At 70.4% G+C, this 20,263-nt stretch carries 19 protein-coding genes and 4 pseudogenes; 16 read left to right on the forward strand and 7 right to left on the reverse strand.

Going from position 1 to position 20,263, the window contains the following annotated elements:
• The first annotated feature begins 6 nt into the window (after nt 1-6).
• The 9 genes and pseudogenes from VT50_RS28890 to VT50_RS40050 form a co-directional block, all read left to right on the forward strand.
• Nucleotides 7-834: an IspD/TarI family cytidylyltransferase gene (locus VT50_RS28890; protein ID WP_053048754.1), complete on the forward strand. Its 828-nt coding sequence runs from the start codon at nt 7-9 to the stop codon at nt 832-834.
• Between the two features lie 17 nt (nt 835-851).
• Entirely contained in the window at nt 852-1,553 is a 702-nt protein-coding gene (locus tag VT50_RS28895; RefSeq protein WP_206269500.1) for an SDR family oxidoreductase, read from the forward strand.
• A 22-nt stretch (nt 1,554-1,575) separates the two neighbouring features.
• Nucleotides 1,576-2,502 (forward strand): 4-(cytidine 5'-diphospho)-2-C-methyl-D-erythritol kinase, encoded by a 927-nt coding sequence (locus VT50_RS28900; protein ID WP_046089161.1) that lies wholly within the window; start codon nt 1,576-1,578, stop codon nt 2,500-2,502.
• A 128-nt stretch (nt 2,503-2,630) separates the two neighbouring features.
• Nucleotides 2,631-3,269, forward strand: a complete 639-nt coding sequence (locus tag VT50_RS28905) for a helix-turn-helix transcriptional regulator (protein ID WP_240529350.1) — start codon at nt 2,631-2,633, stop codon at nt 3,267-3,269.
• Nucleotides 3,266-4,129: a GNAT family N-acetyltransferase gene (locus VT50_RS41455; protein ID WP_078840915.1), complete on the forward strand. Its 864-nt coding sequence runs from the start codon at nt 3,266-3,268 to the stop codon at nt 4,127-4,129. The genes VT50_RS28905 and VT50_RS41455 overlap by 4 nt, the downstream gene beginning before the upstream one ends.
• 96 nt (nt 4,130-4,225) lie before the next feature.
• Nucleotides 4,226-5,737: an amino acid permease gene (locus VT50_RS28915; protein ID WP_046089163.1), complete on the forward strand. Its 1,512-nt coding sequence runs from the start codon at nt 4,226-4,228 to the stop codon at nt 5,735-5,737.
• Nucleotides 5,738-5,832: 95 nt separating this feature from the next.
• On the forward strand, nt 5,833-6,942 hold the full coding sequence (locus VT50_RS28920) for an aminotransferase class V-fold PLP-dependent enzyme (RefSeq protein ID WP_046089164.1): 1,110 nt from the start codon (nt 5,833-5,835) through the stop codon (nt 6,940-6,942).
• Between the two features lie 206 nt (nt 6,943-7,148).
• Nucleotides 7,149-8,099: pseudogene (locus VT50_RS40045) on the forward strand (chondroitinase-B domain-containing protein); the annotation flags it as partial.
• 354 nt (nt 8,100-8,453) lie between these two features.
• Nucleotides 8,454-9,158 (forward strand): annotated as a pseudogene (locus VT50_RS40050) (right-handed parallel beta-helix repeat-containing protein); the annotation flags it as partial.
• Nucleotides 9,159-9,219: 61 nt separating this feature from the next.
• On the opposite strand, the gene VT50_RS28930 reads toward VT50_RS40050, so the two are convergent.
• From VT50_RS28930 to VT50_RS28940, 4 genes are all read right to left on the reverse strand, one after another.
• The gene (locus VT50_RS28930) at nt 9,220-10,035 is read right to left on the reverse strand and encodes a hypothetical protein (RefSeq protein WP_046089165.1); all 816 of its coding nucleotides are present in this window, start codon (nt 10,033-10,035) and stop codon (nt 9,220-9,222) included.
• Nucleotides 10,032-10,580: a sigma-70 family RNA polymerase sigma factor gene (locus VT50_RS28935; protein ID WP_078840916.1), complete on the reverse strand. Its 549-nt coding sequence runs from the start codon at nt 10,578-10,580 to the stop codon at nt 10,032-10,034. The genes VT50_RS28930 and VT50_RS28935 overlap by 4 nt, the downstream gene beginning before the upstream one ends.
• Nucleotides 10,577-10,735 carry a hypothetical protein gene (locus VT50_RS39775; protein WP_167396636.1) on the reverse strand — a complete coding sequence of 53 codons (159 nt, stop codon included), beginning with the start codon at nt 10,733-10,735 and terminating at the stop codon, nt 10,577-10,579. Before VT50_RS39775 ends, VT50_RS28935 begins: the two co-directional genes overlap by 4 nt.
• 241 nt (nt 10,736-10,976) lie before the next feature.
• Entirely contained in the window at nt 10,977-11,816 is an 840-nt protein-coding gene (locus VT50_RS28940; protein WP_079343921.1) for a helix-turn-helix transcriptional regulator, read from the reverse strand.
• 102 nt (nt 11,817-11,918) lie between these two features.
• Between VT50_RS28940 and VT50_RS28945 the strand changes: the two genes are divergently transcribed.
• Nucleotides 11,919-12,629 carry an SDR family NAD(P)-dependent oxidoreductase gene (locus VT50_RS28945; RefSeq protein ID WP_046084349.1) on the forward strand — a complete coding sequence of 237 codons (711 nt, stop codon included), beginning with the start codon at nt 11,919-11,921 and terminating at the stop codon, nt 12,627-12,629.
• Between the two features lie 16 nt (nt 12,630-12,645).
• On the opposite strand, the gene VT50_RS28950 is transcribed toward VT50_RS28945, so the two are convergent.
• Nucleotides 12,646-13,371: a CDP-alcohol phosphatidyltransferase family protein gene (locus VT50_RS28950; protein ID WP_046084350.1), complete on the reverse strand. Its 726-nt coding sequence runs from the start codon at nt 13,369-13,371 to the stop codon at nt 12,646-12,648.
• A 118-nt stretch (nt 13,372-13,489) separates the two neighbouring features.
• On the opposite strand from VT50_RS28950, the gene VT50_RS28955 reads away from it, so the two are divergent.
• From VT50_RS28955 to VT50_RS40055, 5 genes and pseudogenes are all read left to right on the forward strand, one after another.
• Nucleotides 13,490-14,488 (forward strand): zinc-dependent alcohol dehydrogenase, encoded by a 999-nt coding sequence (locus tag VT50_RS28955; RefSeq protein WP_046084351.1) that lies wholly within the window; start codon nt 13,490-13,492, stop codon nt 14,486-14,488.
• Nucleotides 14,489-14,566: 78 nt separating this feature from the next.
• The gene (locus VT50_RS28960; RefSeq protein WP_046084352.1) at nt 14,567-14,965 is read left to right on the forward strand and encodes a 6-pyruvoyl trahydropterin synthase family protein; all 399 of its coding nucleotides are present in this window, start codon (nt 14,567-14,569) and stop codon (nt 14,963-14,965) included.
• Nucleotides 14,962-16,068 (forward strand): glycosyltransferase family 4 protein, encoded by a 1,107-nt coding sequence (locus VT50_RS28965; RefSeq protein ID WP_046084353.1) that lies wholly within the window; start codon nt 14,962-14,964, stop codon nt 16,066-16,068. The genes VT50_RS28960 and VT50_RS28965 overlap by 4 nt, the downstream gene beginning before the upstream one ends.
• Nucleotides 16,065-16,901 carry a class I SAM-dependent methyltransferase gene (locus VT50_RS28970; RefSeq protein WP_046084354.1) on the forward strand — a complete coding sequence of 279 codons (837 nt, stop codon included), beginning with the start codon at nt 16,065-16,067 and terminating at the stop codon, nt 16,899-16,901. The genes VT50_RS28965 and VT50_RS28970 overlap by 4 nt, the downstream gene beginning before the upstream one ends.
• Nucleotides 16,902-16,987: 86 nt before the next feature.
• Nucleotides 16,988-17,734: pseudogene (locus tag VT50_RS40055) on the forward strand (lysylphosphatidylglycerol synthase transmembrane domain-containing protein); the annotation flags it as partial.
• Nucleotides 17,735-18,013: 279 nt separating this feature from the next.
• On the opposite strand, the pseudogene VT50_RS40670 reads toward VT50_RS40055, so the two are convergent.
• Nucleotides 18,014-18,646: pseudogene (locus VT50_RS40670) on the reverse strand (RibD family protein); the annotation flags it as partial.
• Nucleotides 18,643-19,395 (reverse strand): creatininase family protein, encoded by a 753-nt coding sequence (locus tag VT50_RS28980; protein ID WP_046084356.1) that lies wholly within the window; start codon nt 19,393-19,395, stop codon nt 18,643-18,645. The gene VT50_RS28980 and the pseudogene VT50_RS40670, both read right to left, overlap by 4 nt.
• Before the next feature lie 95 nt (nt 19,396-19,490).
• Here VT50_RS28980 and ribA point away from each other — a divergent pair, with 95 nt between their 5' ends.
• Entirely contained in the window at nt 19,491-20,147 is a 657-nt protein-coding gene (gene ribA / locus VT50_RS28985; protein ID WP_046084357.1) for a GTP cyclohydrolase II, read from the forward strand.
• Nucleotides 20,148-20,263: the final 116 nt, after the last annotated feature.

Here is a 20,263-nt window from a genome sequence, read left to right on the forward strand (position 1 = left end):
CTAGACATGACAGCGAAAGAGCTCTTTATATTCGAGGACACCATGAGGACGCCGCACCATCACCCCTACTCGCTCGACACATCATGGTCAGCCGGGGCAGTGCTCCTGGGCGCAGGACAGGGGGAACGACTCGGCCACGGACCCAAAGCCCTCATCGAACTGGGCGGCAAGACACTCCTTTTGCACGCTCTGGAAGCCATGGCCTCCAATCAGATGGTTTCCGCTATTGCCGTCACGGCACCGACAGACATGCAGTACGCCTTCGAAGAGATCGTCAGCTCGGCGAACCTGAGTGTGCCAGTGCTCGTCGTCCCCGGCGGCGCAACCCGCCAGGCCAGTACTCACGCAGGGATCACCGCGCTGGCGGCGGACCTGGAATGGCTCGCCGTCACCGATATCGCGCGCCCTTTCACACCCCACGGTACGGTGGACCAATTGCTGGACCATCTTCGTCGTACGGCTGAGCGTTCAGAAGGCCGAGTGCGCCCCTGCGGGGTAGTTCCCGTGCTCCCGCTGGTGGACAGCCTCCATCTGGCCGCGGAGAAGTCGCTGCTCGCGGAGCCGTTCGACCGTGATCGCCTCTGGGCGGCCCAGACCCCGCAGGTCTATCACCGCGAATGTCTCAGCTCCGCTTTCGAGGTGGCGCTCGACAAGGGGGCGACACACACCGATGAGGCGGGAATGGTCAACAGCACCGGCGCGACGGTGATCACCACCTCGGGAAATGCCTCGAACTTCAAGATCACCTTTGAACACGATCTGATGCTGGCTCGGGCCGTGCACGCCTACAGCCAGACAGAATCGATTCATCAGCCTCAGGAGCACGCGCTATGAGGGACCTCCGTGACACAGTGACCGTCGTCACAGGCGCCACATCGGGCATCGGCGCGGCCACCGCTCGGCAGCTCCACGAGCTTGGCGCCCAAGTGGTCCTCGGTGGCCGGCGGAACCACCGCCTCAAGGAGATCGCCGATGAACTCGGCAACGAGCGGGTTGCCTGGGCGGAGGTGGACATTCGCATACCCGAGCAGGTGGAGGGTCTCTTCTCCTGCGCGGTGGACACCTTCGGGGGTGTCGACTGCTTGGTCGCCAACGCGGGTGTCGGAGCGTACGGCGGCATCCTCGACCTGTCGGACGGCGATGTCCGGGAACTCATCGACACCAATGTGGCGGGGACGGTGTGGACCGTCAGGCAGGCAGTGCCGTTGCTCATCGCGCGCGGCGGTGGCGACATCGTATTGGTCAGCTCGGTTGCCGGCCTGAGAGGACGTCATGACGAGGCTGTCTACGCGGCCACCAAGCATGCCGTCGTCGGCCTCGCAGGATCGCTGGACCGTGAACTGCGTCCGCACGGGATCCGTGTCACGGCGATGTGCCCGGGTGCCACGGACACTGAGTTCGCCATGGGCAGGGGACGCACCCCCGAGATGCCGCAGCTGGAAACCATGATGCGGGCGGACGACGTCGCCGACGCCATCACCTACGCGCTGAGACAGCCGACTTCCCTGAGAACACTGCTGTGGAGCATGCGCAGCATCGTGTCCGAGAACTGAACGCGGCCAGAAGGTGGTTCACATGTCCAATGCGGGATCAGTGACCGTCCGTGCACCGGGCAAGGTCAATGTGCAGCTCGTCGTCGGTGGGCGACGTACGGACGGCTTCCACGAACTCGCCAACGTCTTCATGGCCGTGTCCAGCTATGACGACATAACGGTCTCTCCGGCTGACCGGCTGCGGATCACCGTGTCGGGACCCGGGAAGGAGCGCGTCCCCACCAACGACTCCAATCTCGCCGCCCAGGCGGCCACGTTGCTCGGCAAGCACGCGGGCGTCGAACCTGGCGTGCACATCCACATAGACAAACGGCTCCCGGTGGCGGGCGGCATGGCTGGCGGAAGCGCGGACGCCGCTGGCGCCCTAGTCGCCTGTGACGCCCTCTGGGGACTCGGGACGGAACAGCACGTCCTCATGTCCTTGGCTGCTGAGCTCGGAAGCGATGTTCCCTTCAACCTCCTCGGTGGCACCGCTCTCGGGATCGGGCGCGGCGAAAGCCTGACGCGACTCCCCTGTCCCAGGACGTGTCACTGGGTATTCGCCATCGCCGGCTTCGGGCTGTCCACCCCCGAGGTCTACGGGGCACACGAACGGCGACGCCGGGAGGCGGGATTGCCGTTCGCCGCGGCGGACATGCCGACACCACAGCCTTCCGCCGCTCTCCTCGAGGCACTGGCCCAAGGCGATACGGCCGGGCTGGCCGCCTCCATCAGCAATGATTTGGAGGCTACCGCCACAGCCCTGCGGCCGGAGCTGACCAGGACCCTCAAGGCCGGCCAGGCCGCCGGAGCACTGGCTGGCATGCTGTGCGGCACGGGGGCGACCATGGCCTTCCTCGCGACAGACCGGCCGGAAGCGGAACGTATCGCGGAGCGGCTGCTGGCTTCCGAAGCATGCGCCTCTGCCTTCGTCGCCGACGGTCCCGTACCAGGACCGACCCTGGCATAGGGCACCCGACGATCAACGTCCACGGTCGCAACGAACGCGACACCTGCGAGACAGTTTGCCTCCCGCGATAGACAGACTGTCTCCATGCCGGTACTGTTCCCGTCGTTCCGGAGCGGGAGGTGGACCGAGTGGCGCAGCGCCGCAGTGAGTGTGAACAACGGACCGTCGATACGGTCATGCAGATAGCCAAGGCACTGGGGCAGATGTTTCCCCTGTGCGAGGTGGTCGTGCACGATCTGACCACCCCTGCGCGGGCGGTGCTCGCGATCCACAATCCGCAGAGTGGCCGCACCGTCGGCGACGCCACCTCGACGCTCGGCTGGGCGCGCTCGGCGGATCCGAGTCTCCCGGAGGTGGTCTCGAAATACCCCAGCGCGTTTCCGGACGGACGGGCGGCGGTGTCCACGTCGATCGGCATCCGCGGTGAGTCGGGGGAGTACATCGCCGCGCTGTGTCTGAACCTCGACACCTCGCTCCTGGCGCCGCTGCGCACCTTGATGGACCAGATGCTCAGCTTCGAAGACTCCGCGCCGCTGCTGGACTCGCTCGCTCCGCATTCGCCGGGGACGCTCGAAGAACGCGCCGAGGAGCTGGCGCTGCAGACCGGCAGGCAGCCGACCGCCCTTGATCCGCAGGACCGGCGGCGCGTGGTGCAGACCCTGTCCCGCGAGGGGTTCCTGGATCAGAAGCGCGCGGTGCCGCGCATCGCGGCTGTTCTCGGCGTTGCGCGCGCCACCGTGTACAAGGACCTCGGAGCCGACTCTTGAGCGTCACCACCGTCAACTCCCCGCAGCTGCCGACCCCCCGGGGCCACTATTCCCACATCGCCACGGCATCCGGATTGGCGTGGATCAGCGGCCAGATGCCCACGACGGGCGGCGGCGCATCCTTCCGCGACCAGGTGGGCTCGGTCCTCGACCGTCTCGACCTGTGCCTGGCGGAAGCGGGCAGCGGCCGGGAGGGGCTGGTATCGGTGCGGGTGTTCCTCGCCGATATGAGCCACTGGGCCGAGTTCGACGAGTTGTTCGGGCAATGGTGCGCTGGTCATGCGCCCGCTCGGATCGTTCTGCCGTCGCCGCCGCTACGGGACGGCCTCCTGCTGGAGCTCGAGGCGGTGGCCGCGGTCGGCCGCAGCGGGGGTGGCCCGATCGGGGCGCTGGACACCACCGCCGGGGTGGTGCACCTGCACCGTGCGACGGCCGATGACGTGCCCGCCCTCGTGAGGCTGCTGGCGGACGACGCGTTGGGGGCCGACCGCGAGGACCCCAGCGCGTTGGCCCCGTACCAGGAGGCGTTCGCCGAACTAGATGCGGACCCCCGCCAGCTTCTGGTGGCCGCCCGCCACGGGCAGGACCTGGTCGGGACCCTGCAACTGACGATCATCCCCGGTCTGAGCAGGCACGCCGTTCGGCGGGCACAGATCGAGGGGGTCCGGGTGGCGAGTTCGATGCGCGGCTGCGGTCTGGGCACCCTGCTGCTGCGGTGGGCCGCGGACGAGGCCCGGCGCCGTGGGGCCGGGCTTCTGCAGCTGACCTCGGATCTGCAACGGACCGACGCCATCCGCTTCTATCAGAGCCTCGGCATGACCCACTCACACGCCGGAATGAAACTCGATCTCGATCTCTAGAAAAGCGTCCGCGGAATCCTCCGTGGACCGTTGTGATGCGACCGTCTCGGCTTGGCATTCCAGCACGGTACGGACTCGCGCAGAAAGTGATCCGCCATGAGACACGTCGACAAGTTCGCTGCCGAGCAGGAGGGGTACAAGAAATCCCTCGGCCGCCGCCAGGTACAGATGATCGCCATCGGCGGCACCATCGGTACCGGCCTCTTCCTCGGCTCCGCCCCCCGGCTGGGGAGCACCGGGCCCGCTCTTCTCCTCAGTTACATCGTCGTCGGCGTCATCGCGTTCTTCCTGATGCGTGCCCTCGGTGAACTCGTTCTGCACCGTGCCGCCTCCGGCGCCTTCGTCTCCTACGCGCGTGAGTTCTTCGGCGAGAAGGCCGCGTTCATCACCGGGTGGGTCTACTGGCTGCACTGGACGCTGACGGGCATAGCCGAGCCGTCGGCCGTCGCGGTCTATATGAAGCACTGGTGGAAGGACATGCCGTCCTGGATCACCGTGCTCATCGCGCTCGCCGTCGTGCTGTGCATCAACCTGCTGTCCGCGCGGGCGTTCGGTGAATTCGAATTCTGGGCCTCGGTTCTCAAGGTCGGCGCGATCGTGGTGTTCCTGGCGGTCGGTATCGTCATGGTGATCGGATCCGTCACGATCGGCTCCGGCCCCGGTGCGCATGAGGCGGGGATCTCCAATCTGTGGAGCAATCCGGGCGGGTTCTGGCCCAGCGGTGGCGACTTCCACTGGTACGGGCCGATCCTCGTGATGTCGGGCGTGGTGTTCGCCTATTCCGGGATCGAACTGCTCGGCGTCGCGGCGGGCGAAATGGAGGACCCGGCGCGCGAGGTGCCCAGGGCGATCAACTCGGTGATCTTCCGGATCGCGGTGTTCTACTGCGGCACGATCCTGCTGCTGGTGTGCATGCTGCCCACCAGCGTGTACGGCGAGAAGGTGAACGGGGCCGCTGTCTCCCCGTTCGTCACGGTCTTCGGAAAGATGGGACTCGGCTGGATGGCCGACGTCATCCAGGTGATCATCATCATCGCCGCGATGTCGGGGTTGAACTCGGGTCTGTACACCACCGGCCGGGTCCTGCGCAGCCTCGGCATGAGCAAGGCGGCACCGCGGCTGACCATCCGGATGAGCAAGGCCGGTGTCCCGTGGGTGGGCATCCTGGGGACCACCACGGTGTGCCTGCTGGGCGCGCTGCTGAACTACCTGTTCCCCGGCGAGGCGTTCGAGATCGCGATCGAGGCGTCGTCCATCGCCATCGTCTTCATCTGGGCCTCGATCTTCGTGTGTCAGATCCGGTTGCGGCAGCTGACCGACCGCGGGTCGCTTCCGGTGAAGCCGTTCCGGGCACCGCTGGCACCGTGGTCGAGCTACATCGGGCTGGTGTTCCTGCTGTTCGTACTCGTCGGCATGGCGATATCCGGTTGGCAGAGCTCCCCGTACTTCTGGGAGAAGAAGGACTTCATCGTCGTCGTGCTCGGTATCCCGGTCCTCGCCTCGTTGATCTCCGCCGGCTGGTTCGTGGTGCGCCGCCGGGTGCGGGAGCACGCAGGCGCCGGATCCGATGACGCGCTTGAGGCACGGCTCGTGGACGCAGAGGGCTGAGAACACTCGTGGACGCAGAAGGCTGAGAACAGCCGAAGGATCGACGCCGACGCCCGCGGCGGACGCGGTGCGGTCGGCCCCGGGAGATGGGAAACATGGGACTACACGATCAGTACGGCCTGACGCGGGTCATCAACGCGCGGGGGCCGTTCACCCCGCTCGGCGTCTCGCGGAGCACGGACGGGGTCGCTTCGGTCACGGCCGAGGCGCTGTCCGGCTTCTTCGTCATGGAGGAGCTGAAGGACCTCGCCGACCGCACCATCGCCGAGGCCACGGGAGCGGAGGCCGGGACCGTCGTGCACTGCACGTCCGCGGGCATCACCCTGTCGGTCGCGGCGTCGATGACCGGCGCGTCGCAGTCGCGGGTCGCGGCCTTGCCCGACACCCGGGGAATGCCCAAGACGGTGCTGCTCCCGGCCGGGCACGCCGTGGACTACGGACATCCGATCGTGCAGGACGTCCGGCTGACCGGAGCGACACCGGTACTGGTGGGGTCGGACGCCGGATTCACCCTTGACGAACTGGAGGAGGGCTTCGCGCGCCCGGATGTGGCGTGCCTGCTGCTCGTGTCCTCCCGGCTGACCCGGGGGGACGACGTCCCCCTCGCGGAGGCGGTGGCACTGGCGCACCGGCACGGCGTTCCCGCGATCATCGATGGCGCGGCCCAGGACTTCCGGGTCAAGGAGCTGCTGGGCACCGGTGCCGACCTCGTGACCGTCAGCGGCCAGAAGTACCTGGGCTCCCCCACCGCCGGACTGGTCATCGGCCGGGGTGACCTGGTCCGTGCCGTCCGGGCGCAGGAGAAGGGGATCGGCCGGGCGATGAAGCCGAGCAAGGAAGCGATCTTCGGCGTGGTCGCCGCGCTCCGGGCCCGGCACGAGACCCACCAGCAGGCGTGGGAGAAGGAGCAGCACCACAAGGTCGCGCGCTTCGTCGAGAGGGCGAGCGGCCTCCGCGGCATCAGCGCGGCGGTCGTCCCGGACCCGACCGGGCTGCCGTTCCCGCGCGCACGGCTCAGCGTCGATCCGGCCGCAGCGGGATTGAACGCCGCCACCCTGGCGAAGGCCCTCCAGAGCGGCACTCCGTCGATCTGGGTCATGGCCCACGACCAGGACAAGGGCGAGCTGACCCTCGAACTGGTTCCCCTCACCTACCAGGAACTCGATGTGGTCCTGGGCAGGCTGGCGGAGTTGTCGCAGACCTAAAGGCCGCCGCGCAGGGGGGCTTCGAGCGGGGGCGCGACGCCGGAGCCTCATAGAACGCCGATTCACATATGGGAACAGCTCACATAAATATGTACGGGATTTTACGCCGATGCTTGACGGTCACATGGACTCCTCCTAGCTTCTTCGGCCATCAAGCGTTCGCAAACACATCCGTGAGTCTTATATGTGAACTGGAGGAAGATGTCATGTACCGCCCTCCTGTGCTTGCCCTGCTGGCCACCCTGGTGACCGCGAGCGGGCTCGTGGCCGTGGGAGCCGCCTCAGCGGCTCCTCCGGCACCCACCGCGACCATCCCCGTCTCCACGGCGAAGGAGCTCAAGACCGCACTCGCCGACGCCAAGGCCGGAGACACCATTCAGCTCGCCGACGGCACCTACACCGGCAACTTCGACGCCACGGCGGACGGCACCTCGTCCAAGCGGATCACGCTGACAGGCTCCGCCAAGGCCGTTCTCAAGGCCTCCGGCGGCTATGGACTGCACCTGGACGGCTCCAACTACTGGACCGTCAAGGGCCTCACCGTGACCGGCGGCCAGAAGGGCATCATGCTCGACGGGGCCGACTACGCGGTCATCGACGGCGTCACCGTGCACGACCTCGACATGGAGGGCGTGCACTTCCGCAAGGACAGCGACGACGGGATCATCCGGAACTCGAAGATCTATGACACCGGCAATGACAACAGCGGCATGGGCGAGGGCGTTTACGTCGGAAGCGCCGGTGGTTCGGACGCCAGCGACAACGTCCAGATCCTCGACAACACCATCGGCCCCGACATCGGCGGCGAGAACATCGACATCAAGGAGGGCACCAAGAATGGCGTGGTCTCCGGCAACACCTTCGACGGCAGCGGACTGACCAACAACAACTACGACGACTCCTGGGTCGACATCAAGGGCAACGACTACACGATCAAGAACAACACCGGCAAGAACACCAACAACGACGGCTACCAGACCCACACCGTCAAGAGCGGCTGGGGCTGCGGAACCGTCTTCACCGGCAACGCCTCGGATCTGTCCGGCTCGAACGGCCCCCATCAGTTCGCCATCGACGTCACCAACTACGACGCCGCCAAGTGCCCCGTCACCATCGGCTCGGGCAACACCGTCAAGGGCGGCAAGGGGCTGGTCAACCCGGGCATCCCGACCGCCGCCGTCCCGGCAGCGGCCACCAGTGTCACCAGCTCCACCGGCGCCGCCTCCCGCCGCACCAGGGCGGTGATCCCCGTCTCCACGGCCGCCGAGCTGACCTCGGCACTCGCCGCCGCCAAGCCGGGCGAGACCATCCAGCTCGCCGACGGCTCCTACACCGGCAAGTTCGTCGCGGCGACACCGGGCACCTCCGCCCAGCCGATCACCCTGACCGGAAGCGCCAAGGCCGTACTCCACAGCTCGGAGTACACCGGGCCGGACGGCTCGCGGCACCCGGCGGCGGGCACCGCACCGGCCGCGTGCCCGAGCGGCGGCGTCGGATACGGGCTGTGGCTGAACGAAGCGCCCTACTGGCGGCTGACCGGCTTCACCGTCGACACCGCGTCCAAGGGAATCGTCATGGACGCATCGCCGCATGTGACCATCGACAAGGTCGAGGTGCGCAACACCGGCGACGAGGGGGTGCACTTCCGCAAGGGCAGCGCGGAGGGGGTCATCCAGAACTCCTACGTCCATGACACCGGCCAGAACCAGCCCGGCTACGGGGAGGGCGTCTACATCGGCTCGGCCAAGAGCAACTGGGACTGCTACGCGGGGCCGACCGGAGTGGACGCCTCCGACACGGTGCAGGTGCTCGACAACCAGATCGGTCCCAACGTCGCCGCCGAAGGGCTCGACATCAAGGAGGGCACCAAGAACGGCGTCGTCAGCGGCAACACCTTCGACGGCGTCGGCTCGCAGAACGAGAACTCCGCCGACTCCGCGATCGATGCCAAGGGCGATGACTACCGCATCGACGGGAACACCGTCACCGCGCCCTACCTGGACGGCTTCCAGACGCACACCGCGCAGAAGCCGTACGGCTGCGGAAACACCTTCGCCGACAACTCCTTCACCATCGAGGCGGCCGGCGGTTACGGCATCAACGTCACCAACAACAGCTCAAGCAAGTGCGGAAGCGACCCCAATGTCGTCTACGCCTCCAACCGCTCCAGCGGGGGCAAGGGGCTGACCAACATCGACGTCACCTCCGGCGGCTGACCACCGGAGGATGGGACACCAGGGGCTGAGCGACCCCGCGTCGCTCAGCCCCTGTGTGCCGCTAGGCGGGGGAACCGCTGCGCGGGCGCTCCGGCAGCACGGCCCGGCCGGACGGAGGCGCGGCGTCCGCGGTGGCCCCGGTGGTCTTGGCGGCCTTGGCGGTCCTGGTGGTGGTGAGGTCCTCGATGCGGTCGGCGAAGCCCGGCTCCGGCAGCGGGAGGTCGATATCGGGGTCGTCGGTGAAGTCGACGGCCTCGGCGACGTAGTGGATGACGGCCCTGGTGGCGGGCGGGACCTCCCGTCCCCTCTTCAGGCCGTGCAGGATGCGGAGGGCGGCGGCCATCTCATGGTCGGTGGCGGTCCAGCCCTCCACGGTGTCGGTGACCGGCGGGATGTCGTTGCCCGCCTGCTCGTGCCACCACTCGAGCCATGCGTGCGCCTGGCCGCCCTCGCCCAGCGCCATGTGGTGGAGGTAGAGGCAGTACGCGGCGGCGGGGTCGCCGGCCCCGGCGGCGAACTGCCACCAGAACTGGGCGTGGTCCTCATGACCGGCCAGCTGGAGCACACACCCCAGGACCCGGGAGCCCGGCGGTTCGAGGATCCGGCGGGTGAGGAAGTCCCGCAGCTGGGTCAGGGCATTGGGGCGGGCGATGATCGCCTCGCACAGGGTGTGCAGGTCCTGCGCCATCCGCTCGTCCGCGCCGGGCGCCGCGGCTCCGGCGGTCCCCGGGCCCTGTTGTGGGGGGCGCTCCTGGGGCGGGGTTCCGCCGGGGCCCGCGAGGCGGGCGGCGAGCCGGGCCTCGGCGGCCTCGAAGTCGATGGGAGGGGTCGGGTTGAGCAGGGCCCGCGCGAGGATGCGGTCAATGGATGGGGTCATCGGTCGTCCTTGGCCAGGAGTTGTTGCAGACGGCGGCGGGCGTAGCGGGCGGTGGAGCGGACACCGGCCTCGGTTATGCCGAGGTGGGTGGCGGTCTCGGCGACCCTGTAGCCGCGGCAGTGGAGCAGGATGACCACGTCCTGCTGACGCTCGGGGAGTTTCTTGATCGCCTGATAGAGGTTCAGGCTCTCCTCCAGGGCGGCGATGGGGTCGACGGCGTCCTTGAGGATCGCGGTCTCGAAGGTCGCGTTGTCCAGGAGGGCGGGGCCGCGGTTGCGGGCTCTGGCGAGGTCGATGACCCGGTTCTTCATGACCTTCCAGGCGTAGGCGGCCGGGTTCTCCATGGTCAGCACCTTGGCCCAGCAGCGCAGGAGTTGTTCGAAGGCGGCGTCGACGGCCTCTTCCGCGTCCGCGTGGTTGCCGAGGTAGACCATGGCCCGGTCGATGTACGCCTTCCGGTGGAGCTGGTGGAAGGCGCGGAAGTCGGCGGGGAGTCCGGTGGTCATCGAGGTGATCTCGCGCGAGCGCGGGAGGTCGTTGGTCACCGCTCCCCTCCCTCCTGGTTGTTGCGATGCAGTTCCGATACGCCGACGCGGACTCCCATCGCGGCCGCGCGGCGCAGGAGGGCGATGGCGTCACTGCCGAATACTCGGGTGACGAGTACGGCGGTGACGACGTTCACCACGGTTTGAAGATTCACCGGACTTCGCTGTCCTTCTGTTCGTCGTACGGGGGTGGCCCCCACACGCCCCGCGAGTGCGCTGTGTTGCGCCCTCTGTTCAGATAGCGCGCACCAACGCCGGTTTGTGCATCGGATGAGCCTAAAATCTTACGGAACGCAGCGATCCAATTACGCAAATATTAAGAACTCATCGCCAGATTCGGAGGTACGGCCCACGTCCGCCCCTCCCGCTACAGGAGCGGTGCGCCGGGGCGGGGGCCTAGCCGGTGAGGGACTGGGTGCCCAGCACCGTGAGCAGGGCGAGGCGTTCGGCGTCCTCGGTGTGGGGCTCGGCGGTGTAGACCACGATACGCAGATCGCTGCCCGCCACGGTGAGCACATCGCAGTCCAGCGTCAGCTGGCCCACCCGTGGGTGGTCGATGGTCTTGCGCGATGCCTCGTGGTGGCCGACCGTGCCGGAGTCCCACAGCTCGGCGAAGCGCTCGCTGTTCGCGCGCAGCTCCGCGACCAGCCGGCGCAGCCGCTGGTCGGCCGGGTAGCGGGTGGCGGCGGTGCGGAGGTCGGCGACCAGCGCGGCCTGGAACTCGATCCGGGCCTCATGCGTCTGCCGGGACCCGGTGTCCTCGCTGATGAAATGGCGCCAGACCCCATTGCGTTCGTTGCCCTGCCACCGGGACGGATCCCCCCTCAGGGCCACATACGGCGGATTGGCCATGAGCAGCGTCCAGGACGCGTCGCTCACGGCCACGGGCGTTCCGGTCAGCCGGTCCAGCAGCCGCTGGACGCTCGGGGTGATGTACGCGGGGACCGTCTCCGGGCCGGGTGGGACCAGCCCGGCCAGCCGGAAGAGGTGGGCGCGCTCGGCCGCCGACAGCCGCAGCGCCCTGGCCAGGGCCTCGACGACCTGGGTCGAGGGGTGGGACGCCCGGCCCTGTTCGAGGCGGGTGATGTAGTCGACGGAGATCCCGGCGAGCAGGGCCAGCTCCTCGCGGCGCAGCCCCGCCGCGCGCCGCTGCCCGCCGGCCGGCAGCCCGGCGGCCTCCGGGGGGACCCGGTCCCGCCAGCGCCGTACCGCCTGCCCGAACTCCGTGGTCGCCATGGTCACCAGTCTGCACCCCGGCCGGGGGACGAACCTGGTACTCGCGGTCCCAGGAAGACAGGAAACCTGGCTGCCCGGCCGGACCGGGCGCAGCCTGGGGACATGACGACAACACTCATCACCGGAGCCAACAAGGGTCTCGGCTTCGAGACCGCCCGCCGTCTGATCGCCGCGGGCCACACCGTCTACCTGGGCAGCCGGGACGCCGACCGCGGCCGCCGCGCGGCCGAGCGGTTGGGGGCGCGGCCGGTCGTCCTCGATGTCACCGATGACGCGTCCGTGGCTGCCGCAGCCAAGTCCGTCGAGGCGGACGGCGGCGGACTGGACGTACTGATCAACAACGCCGGTATCGAGGCGCGGACGCCGGACGGCGGGGTGCTCGGCGCCGCGGAGGCCACCGCCGATCTGTTGAAGGAGGTGTTCGAGACGAACGTCTTCGGCGTGGTGCGGGTGACCCACGCCTTCCTGCCGCTGCTGCGGCGGTCCGCCGCCCCGGTCGTGGTCAATGTCAGCAGCGGGCTGGCCTCGCTGGAGCGGGTCTCCACCCCGGGGGACCCCGCCCACGCCTATCCGGGGATCGCCTATCCGGCGTCGAAGGCCACGGTCAACATGGTCACCGTGCAGTACGCGAAGGCGCTCCCGGAGATGCGGATCAACGCCGTGGAGCCCGGCTACACCGCGACGGACCTCAATGCGCACGCCGGCCACCAGACCGTCGAGGAGGGCGCCGAGATCATCGTCCGTATGGCGACGGTGGGCCCGGACGGCCCGACGGGGGGCTACTTCGACATCGAGGGCACCCTCCCCTGGTAGGGCACCGCGGGCTCGCTCACCGCGCCCGGGCCGCCCGGGTGCGCCACAGCCACCTGATGTCCCGGGCGAAGGACCAGCTCAGCAGGGTCAGGGCCAGCAGGGCGGCGCCGAAGGCCACCGGGTACGGGAGCACATCGGCGCCGACGACCAGCAGCAGCACGCCCTGGAGCGCGGCCACCGTCTTGCGGGCCGTGCTCGGGGGCAGCTGGCCGTTCAGCCAGGGCAGCACCCGGGCCGCGGCGACGAAGGCGTAGCGCATGGCGCCGATCAGCAGCACCCAGGGGCCGAGGGAGGTGGCCACATAGACGCTGAGTACCAGGATGAGGACGGCGTCGACCTCCATGTCGAACCGCGCGCCCAGGGAGGACGAGGTGCCGGTGCGGCGTGCCACCTGTCCGTCGACCGCGTCGAGGATCAGCGCGACGGCGGTGAGGGACACCAGGGCGGTGACCGGTGTCGGGCTCTCGAAGGAGTCGGCGACCAGCGCGGTCACCCCGCCGACGAGCGTGGCCCGCGCCAGGGTGACGCGGTTGGCCGGGCCGAAGGAGGCGAGCCAGGACCGCTGCAGGGCGCGGGTGAGCACCGCCCAGGTGGCGACGGCGAAGGCCAGGCCGGTCAGCCAGCCCGCGGGTCCCAGGTCGATCGCCGTGCCGAGCAGGACGAGCAGCAGCAGTTGCGCGGCCGCGCCCGCGGCCGTCTCGTTGCGCAACAGCGTCGTGTTGTAGGGATTGTTCAGGGCCACCGTGCACCCTCCGGGCTGTGTGGCGGAGTGAATGGGTGCCGCGTACCGTGTTCGCGGCTTCATGGTCATCCGTACGTGGGCCACCGTCCGATTGTTCAGCCCCTCAGGAGAACGCCGTATGACGCGCACCGCCCGTGCCTTCTGGCTCCGCTCCCCCGGCCGCGGCGAGATACGGCAGGTGGACCTGGCCGAGCCCGGGCCCGGGGACGTGGTGGTGCGCACGCTGTGCTCGGGGGTGAGCCGCGGTACGGAGACCCTGGTCTTCCGCGGTGGCGTACCGGAGAGTCAGCACACCGCGATGCGCGCGCCGTTCCAGGAGGGCGAGTTCCCGGGGCCGGTGAAGTACGGCTATCTCAATGTGGGTCTGGTCGAGGAGGGGCCCGCGGCCCTGCTGGGGCGCACCGTCTTCTGTCTGTATCCGCATCAGACCCGCTATGTGGTCCCGGCGAGCGCGGTGACCCCGGTGCCTGAGGGCGTGCCCGCGCCGCGCGCGGTGCTGGCGGGCACGGTGGAGACCGCGGTGAACGCCGCGTGGGACGCCGCGCCGCTGCTGGGCGACCGGATCGCGGTGGTGGGGGCGGGGATGGTGGGTGCCTCCGTGGCGGCGGTGCTGTCCCGGTTCCCGGCCGTACGGGTGCAGCTGGTGGACGCCGACCCGGCGCGCGCGGAGGTCGCGCGGGCGCTCGGGGTGGACTTCGCGCTCCCCGGGGAGGCGGCGGGCGGCCTCGATCTGGTGGTGCACGCCAGCGCCACCGAGCAGGGGCTGGCCCGCTCGCTTGAGCTCCTCGCCCCGGAGGGCACCGTGCTGGAGCTGAGCTGGTACGGGGACCGGCGGATCGGTCTGCCGCTGGGCGAGGCGTTCCACTCCCGGCGGCTGACGGTGCGCAGCAGCCAGGTGGGGACGGTGTCCCCGGCCCGGGGCACCCGCCGCTCCTACGGGGACCGGATGGCGCTGGCGCTCGAACTGCTCGCCAACCCCGCCTTCGACGCCCTCATCTCCGGCGAGTGCGGTTTCGAGGAGCTTCCCGAGGTGCTTCCCAGGCTGGCCTCGGGCGAGCTCCCGGGGCTGTGCCACCGGGTTCGCTACGACGCGGAATCCGCGGTGTCGCCCGGCTGAACACGGGGAACGCGACGGCCGTACTAGAGGGCGTGCCCCGGCCGAGGGCCCGACGCGCCGTATCTGGAGGGTCATCCGTTGTTCAGCATCACCGTTCGCGATCACATCATGGTCGCTCACAGTTTTCGCGGCGAGGTCTTCGGACCCGCGCAGCGGTTGCACGGGGCGACGTTCCTCGTGGACGCCACCTTCCGCCGTGCCGAGCTGGACGATGACAACATCGTCGTCGACATCGGCCTGGCCACCCGTGAGCTGGGGGAGGTGTGCGGCGCGCTCAGCTATCGCAACCTCGATGACGAACCCGACTTCGAGGGGGTCAACACCTCCACCGAATTCCTGGCCAAGGTGATCGCCGACCGCCTCGCGGCGCGGGTGCGCTCGGGGGCGCTGGGCGAGGGTGCCCGGGGCCTGGCCGGGATCGCCGTCACCCTGCATGAGTCGCACATCGCCTGGGCGAGTTACGAGCGTGACCTATGAGCGGGGCCGCACCGCGCACGGTGCACTTCGTGATGCCCGGCGGTGTGGCCGACCCGGCCGCGCCGAGCGGCGGCAACGTCTACGACCGGCGGATCTGCCGGGATCTGCCCGGCTCGGGCTGGCGGGTCGAGGAGCACGCCATCGCGGGCGACTGGCCCCAGCCGGGCCCGGCCGCCCGCGCCGAGCTGGCCCGGCTGCTGACCGCGCTGGCGGACGGCACACTCGTCCTGCTCGACGGTCTGGTGGCCGGTGCGCTTCCGTACATCGTCGTTCCGCAGGCCGAGCGGCTGCGGCTGTCGGTGCTTGTGCATCTGCCGCTGAGCGACGAGACGGGGCTGGCCCCCGGCCGGGCCGAGGATCTGAAGGCGCTGGAGGGCCGGACGCTGCGCGCGGTGCGGACGGTGGTGGCCACCAGCGCCTGGGCGGCCGGGCGGCTGGTGGAGCTGCACGGGCTGGTCCCCGACCGGGTCCATGTGGCGGCGCCCGGCGCCGATATCGCGCCGCTCGCCTCCTCCGGCGGCGACGGCTCGCGGCTGCTGTGCGTGGCCTCGGTGACCCCGCGCAAGGGGCAGCTGCGGCTGGTCGAATCGCTCGCGCGGATCGGCGACCTGCCCTGGTCGTGCGACTGTGTGGGGTCCCTGGAGCAGGACCCGGAGTACGCCGCCAGACTCCGGAAGCTGGTCGGGAAGCTGGGCGTGGCCGACCGGGTGCATCTGCTCGGCCCGAGGACCGGCGCCGAGCTGGACGCCGGGTACGCCTCCGCCGACGCGATGGTGCTCGCCTCGTACGCCGAGACCTACGGCATGGCGGTGACCGAGGCGCTGGCCCGGGGGGTCCCGGTGCTGGCCACGGCCGTCGGCGGGATCCCTGAGGCGCTGGGGCAGGCGCCCGACGGCAGGGTGCCGGGCATCCTCGTCGACCCGGACGACCCCGACGCGCTCACCGCGGCGCTGCGCCGCTGGCTGGGCGACCCCGGTGCGCGGCGCCGGCTGATCGCCGCCGCGCACGAGCGGCGCACCGCGCTGGCCGGGTGGCAGAACACCACCCGCAATCTGGCCGGTGCGCTGGAAGAGCTCCGAGACGAACCGCGGAGGGCCGCGTGAAGACGTCCGACGTACCGCGTTACACCCCCGACTGGCTGGAGCTGCGGGAGGGCGCCGACGCGGCGGCCCGCTCCGCCGAACTCCTCGAGGCGCTGGTCCCCCGGCTGTCCGGCCCGCCGCTGGTGATCCACGACCTGGGCTGCGGCACCGGCTCCATGGGGCGCTGGCTGGCGCCCCGGCTGGGCGGCCCGCAGCTGTGGATCCTGCACGACCGCGACCCCGAGCTGCTGGACCGGGCGGCGGTGCGGATGCCCCGGACGGCCCGTGACGGCAGCCGCGTCACCATCGCGACGGCGCGCGGCGACCTCTCCCGGCTGACCGCGGCCACGCTGGACGGCGCCTCGCTGGTGACGGCGTCCGCGCTGCTGGACGTGCTCACCCCCGAGGAGGTGGACGGGATCGCCGCGGCCTGCGCCGGGGCGGAGTGCCCGGCGCTGCTGGCGCTGTCCGTGGTGGGCCGGGTCGAGCTCACCCCGGCCGACCCGATGGACGCCGAGATCACCGGGGCGTTCAACGCCCATCAGCGGCGCGGCGGTCTGGTGGGCCCCGACGCGATGGCGGTGGCCTCCGAGGCGTTCGCCCGGCACGGCGCGACGGTACGCACCCATGCCAGCCCCTGGGTGCTGGGCGCCGGGCACTCCGCGCTGACGGCCGAGTGGCTGCGGGGCTGGGTGGGCGCGGCCGTGGAGCACCGGCCGGAGCTCGGCGCGCGCGCCGAGGCGTATCTCCACCGCCGGCTGGCGACGGCCGCTGCGGGCGCGCTGCGGGTGGTGGTGCACCACCACGATCTGCTGGCGCTGCCCGCGCCCCGGACCCTGGGGGCGGCCGCGTGACCGCCGCGCTGCGGGCCCGGCTCGGGGCGGCCGCGGGCGTCGCGATCCTCGGGGTGGTGCTGTGGCGGCTGGGCACCGGGGCCTTCGTGGAGGGCCTGCGCACCGTCGACGGGCTCACCCTGCTGGCGGCGGTCGGCCTCGGCCTGCTCACCACGGTCTTCAGCGCCTGGCGCTGGTGTCTGGTGGCGCGGGGGCTGCGGATCCGGCTGCCGCTGGGCCCGGCCGTCGCCGACTACTACCGCGCGCTGTTCCTCAACGCGGCGCTGCCCGGCGGGGTGCTGGGCGATGTGCACCGCGCGGTGCGGCACGGGCGGGACGCGGGGGACGTCGGGCGGGGCGTGCGCGCGGTGGTGCTGGAGCGGGTCGCGGGCCAGGTGGTGCTGATCGCGGTGGGGGCGGCGATCCTGCTGGCCCACCCCTCCGTGGCCGTGGAGCACACCGGTCGGCTGCTCGGCGGTTCGGCCACGGCCTGGGCGGTGGCCGCGGGGGGTGTCCTGGCGCTCCTCGCGGTGGTGGCCGTCCGGCGCCGCGGGGGTGCGGCGCCGGTGGCCGGGCGGCGGCGGGGCGCGGTCCGCGGCGCGCTCCTCGAGGCGCGCCGCGGGCTGCTGTCCCGGGGCAGCTGGCCGGGGGTGGTGCTCTCCTCGGTGGTGGTGCTGGCCGGGCATCTGACGACGTTCGTGCTGGCCGCGCGGGTGGCGGGGTCAGACGCCCCGCTGACCGAGCTGGTGCCCCTGATGGTGCTCGCCCTGATCGCCATGGCCCTGCCGCTGAACGTCGGCGGCTGGGGCCCCCGCGAGGGCGTGACCGCCTGGGCCTTCGGCGCCGCGGGCCTGGGCGCCGGCCAGGGGCTGACCGTCGCCGTGGTCTACGGGGTGCTCACCTTCGCCGCGAGCCTCCCCGGTGTGGTGGTGCTGGCCGTCCAGTGGTGGGGTCGGCCGCGCGGCCGACAGGTCGAGCTCGAAGAGGGTGTCCTCGCCGAGGGTGTCGCGGCGGACGGGCGGGCGGAGCGCGTCCCGCATGACCGTCGTGCCGTCGAAGCGCAGCCCGGGGATTCCGTCGCCGAGCAGGACCGGGGCCACGGTGACGTAGAGCCGGTGCAGCGCCGCAGCGTGCAGGAAGCGCGACACGGTGACCCCGCCGCCCTCGACGAGTATCCGGCCGAGCCCGCGCCGCCGAAGCGCCCGCACCAGGTGGTGGGGGGCGAAGGCGTCCGGGTCGCTGAGCGTCAGCACGTCCACGCCGTCCGGCGGCGTCCGGTGCTCACCGGTGGTGCCCACCACCCACAGGGTGGGGGCTGAGCCATCGGTGAACACCCGTCGGTCCAGCGGCACCCGTCCGCGCGGATCGAGAACGACCCGCACCGGGTGGGCGCCCGCGCAGGCGCGCACGGTCAGCTGGGGGTCGTCCGCGACGGCGGTGCCTGCCCCGACGACCACCGCGTCGGCGAGGGCGCGCAGCCGGTGGAGATGGCGGCGGTCCTCCTCCCCGGTGACGTAGTCGGCGTCGCCGGTGCGGGTGGCGATGAAGCCGTCCAGGCTCTGGCCGAGCTGGGCGATGGTCAGCCGCGGCCCGGCCAGGCACAGCGGGAGGTAGCGGTCGACCAGGAGCCGGGCCTCCGGCGAGGCGGCCCCGCTCCACCGCCACCGACCGTCCGGGCCCCGGACCAGACCGGCGGCCTCCGCGTCCGCCCCGGTACGGACCGGGCGCAGCCGCTCCCATGCCTCTTCCGTCTCCAGGAAGGTCATCGCGCCTCCTTCTCGGCACCGACCAGGGAAAGATACTCGGCGAAGCAGTCGACGAGCCCGGCCAGCAGTTCCTTTCCCTTATCCGCCGTCGCCCTGGAGGGACGGCCGACGACCCCGGATTCCGTATAGGCGGACAAACCGAGAGTGAGCAGATGCTTCCGATCGTCGGATATCCAGTCGGAGGTTTCATGACCGGGCCGTACGAGTTCCGGATGCGCATGCAGGAGGATCGAGGTCTCCAGTTCACCGGCGTGCATATCGCTGTTGGCCGGGGTGCGCACTCCGGCGCGTGTCCTGGCGATCTCCCAGTCGGCCGATCCGGGGAATAGCGCCATACGGAAGCCGCTGCCCGCGGATTCCTGAACGATGTTGCGCAGTACGTAATTGCCGCCGTGTCCGTTCACCAGAATCAGACCGCGTATGCCTGAGCGCCTGAGGGAGTCCGCGATATCGCGGACGACGGCGTAGAGGGTGGCCGCCGAAATGGACACCGTCCCTGGCCAGGCGGCGTGTTCATGGGAGCAGGAGACCGTCACCGGGGGCAGCTGGAGCACCGGATACGCGGCCGCGACCTCCGCTGCGACCGTGCAGGCGATGACCGTGTCGGTCACCAGCGGGAGAAATGCGCCGTGCTGCTCGAAGCTGCCTACCGGGAGAACGGCGACGTCGGCCCGGTCGGCCCGCACTTCCTCCGTCGTCCGCGTCGGCAACACCATGCCGGTCTGCGGGTGCGTTCCCGAACCGCTCATATCGTGGACCTTTCATGTGGCGTCCTGACAGCTTGTTGCTGCGGCTTTCTCATTCTCCTGTACAAGGGTGGTGGTTTTCCAGATAAGATCCGCACATGACAGAAAGTGATGGCGTGTTCGATGTCGGCACCCGCACCTCGGGTGTCGAACGAGTGGTGAATGTCCGGCTGGCCACGAAGCATGGCGACTTTCTCGCGATCGGCTATCGGGACCTGGTGCGCGGCGATGAACAAATAGCGCTGGTGTACGGCGATGTCGGCGGGGAGGAGGCGCTGACCCGGTTGCATTCCGAGTGCCTGACCGGGGACGCGTTCGGCTCCCGTCACTGCGAGTGCGGCGACCAGCTGTCCGCCGCGCTGAAGGCGATCGTGGCCGAAGGCCGGGGCGTGCTGGTGTATCTGAGAGGCCATGAGGGGCGCGGCATCGGGCTGCTCGCCAAGCTGGAGGCGATGAAGCTGCAGTCCGAGGGGCTGGACACGGTCGAGGCCAACCTCGCCCTCGGCCTGCCGGCCGACGCCCGTGACTACACGGTGGCGGCGGATGTGCTGCACGACCTCGAGGTGCGCTCCGTACGGCTGCTGTCCAACAACCCCCAGAAGCGGGACGCGCTGCTGCGGCACGGCGTCCGGGTCAGCGAGCAGGTGCCGCTGCTGATGACACCGCACAAGGAGAACCTCCCGTATCTGCTCACCAAGCGGGACCGCATGGACCACTATCTGCCCCATCTGGAAGCCGTGATCCAGCACACCTGAAGGAGGTCCCGGCCCCGGGCCGCGGCCTGGTCCACCGGTGTCGGCCGGGCACGGGCCGCGGCCCGTATCGCTACGGCGCCCCGGCGTGACCATACCGCCGAACGGGCGATCAGTCC

Origin of the sequence: Streptomyces antioxidans (assembly GCF_000968685.2) — a bacterium.
Taxonomy (GTDB): Bacteria; Actinomycetota; Actinomycetes; order Streptomycetales; family Streptomycetaceae; genus Streptomyces; species Streptomyces antioxidans.

Bases quoted from the DNA above. Each gene is read 5' to 3' on its own strand.
- VT50_RS28940 (WP_079343921.1), bottom strand. From the start codon at position 11,816: ATGGCGACCACGGAGTTCGGGCAGGCGGTACGGCGCTGGCGGGACCGG.
- VT50_RS28920 (WP_046089164.1), top strand. From the start codon at position 5,833: ATGGGACTACACGATCAGTACGGCCTGACGCGGGTCATCAACGCGCGG.
- VT50_RS28980 (WP_046084356.1), bottom strand. From the start codon at position 19,395: ATGAGCGGTTCGGGAACGCACCCGCAGACCGGCATGGTGTTGCCGACG.
- VT50_RS28930 (WP_046089165.1), bottom strand. From the start codon at position 10,035: ATGACCCCATCCATTGACCGCATCCTCGCGCGGGCCCTGCTCAACCCG.
- VT50_RS28955 (WP_046084351.1), top strand. From the start codon at position 13,490: ATGACGCGCACCGCCCGTGCCTTCTGGCTCCGCTCCCCCGGCCGCGGC.
- VT50_RS28965 (WP_046084353.1), top strand. From the start codon at position 14,962: ATGAGCGGGGCCGCACCGCGCACGGTGCACTTCGTGATGCCCGGCGGT.
- VT50_RS28890 (WP_053048754.1), top strand. From the start codon at position 7: ATGACAGCGAAAGAGCTCTTTATATTCGAGGACACCATGAGGACGCCG.
- VT50_RS28945 (WP_046084349.1), top strand. From the start codon at position 11,919: ATGACGACAACACTCATCACCGGAGCCAACAAGGGTCTCGGCTTCGAG.
- VT50_RS28900 (WP_046089161.1), top strand. From the start codon at position 1,576: ATGTCCAATGCGGGATCAGTGACCGTCCGTGCACCGGGCAAGGTCAAT.
- VT50_RS28915 (WP_046089163.1), top strand. From the start codon at position 4,226: ATGAGACACGTCGACAAGTTCGCTGCCGAGCAGGAGGGGTACAAGAAA.
- ribA (WP_046084357.1), top strand. From the start codon at position 19,491: ATGACAGAAAGTGATGGCGTGTTCGATGTCGGCACCCGCACCTCGGGT.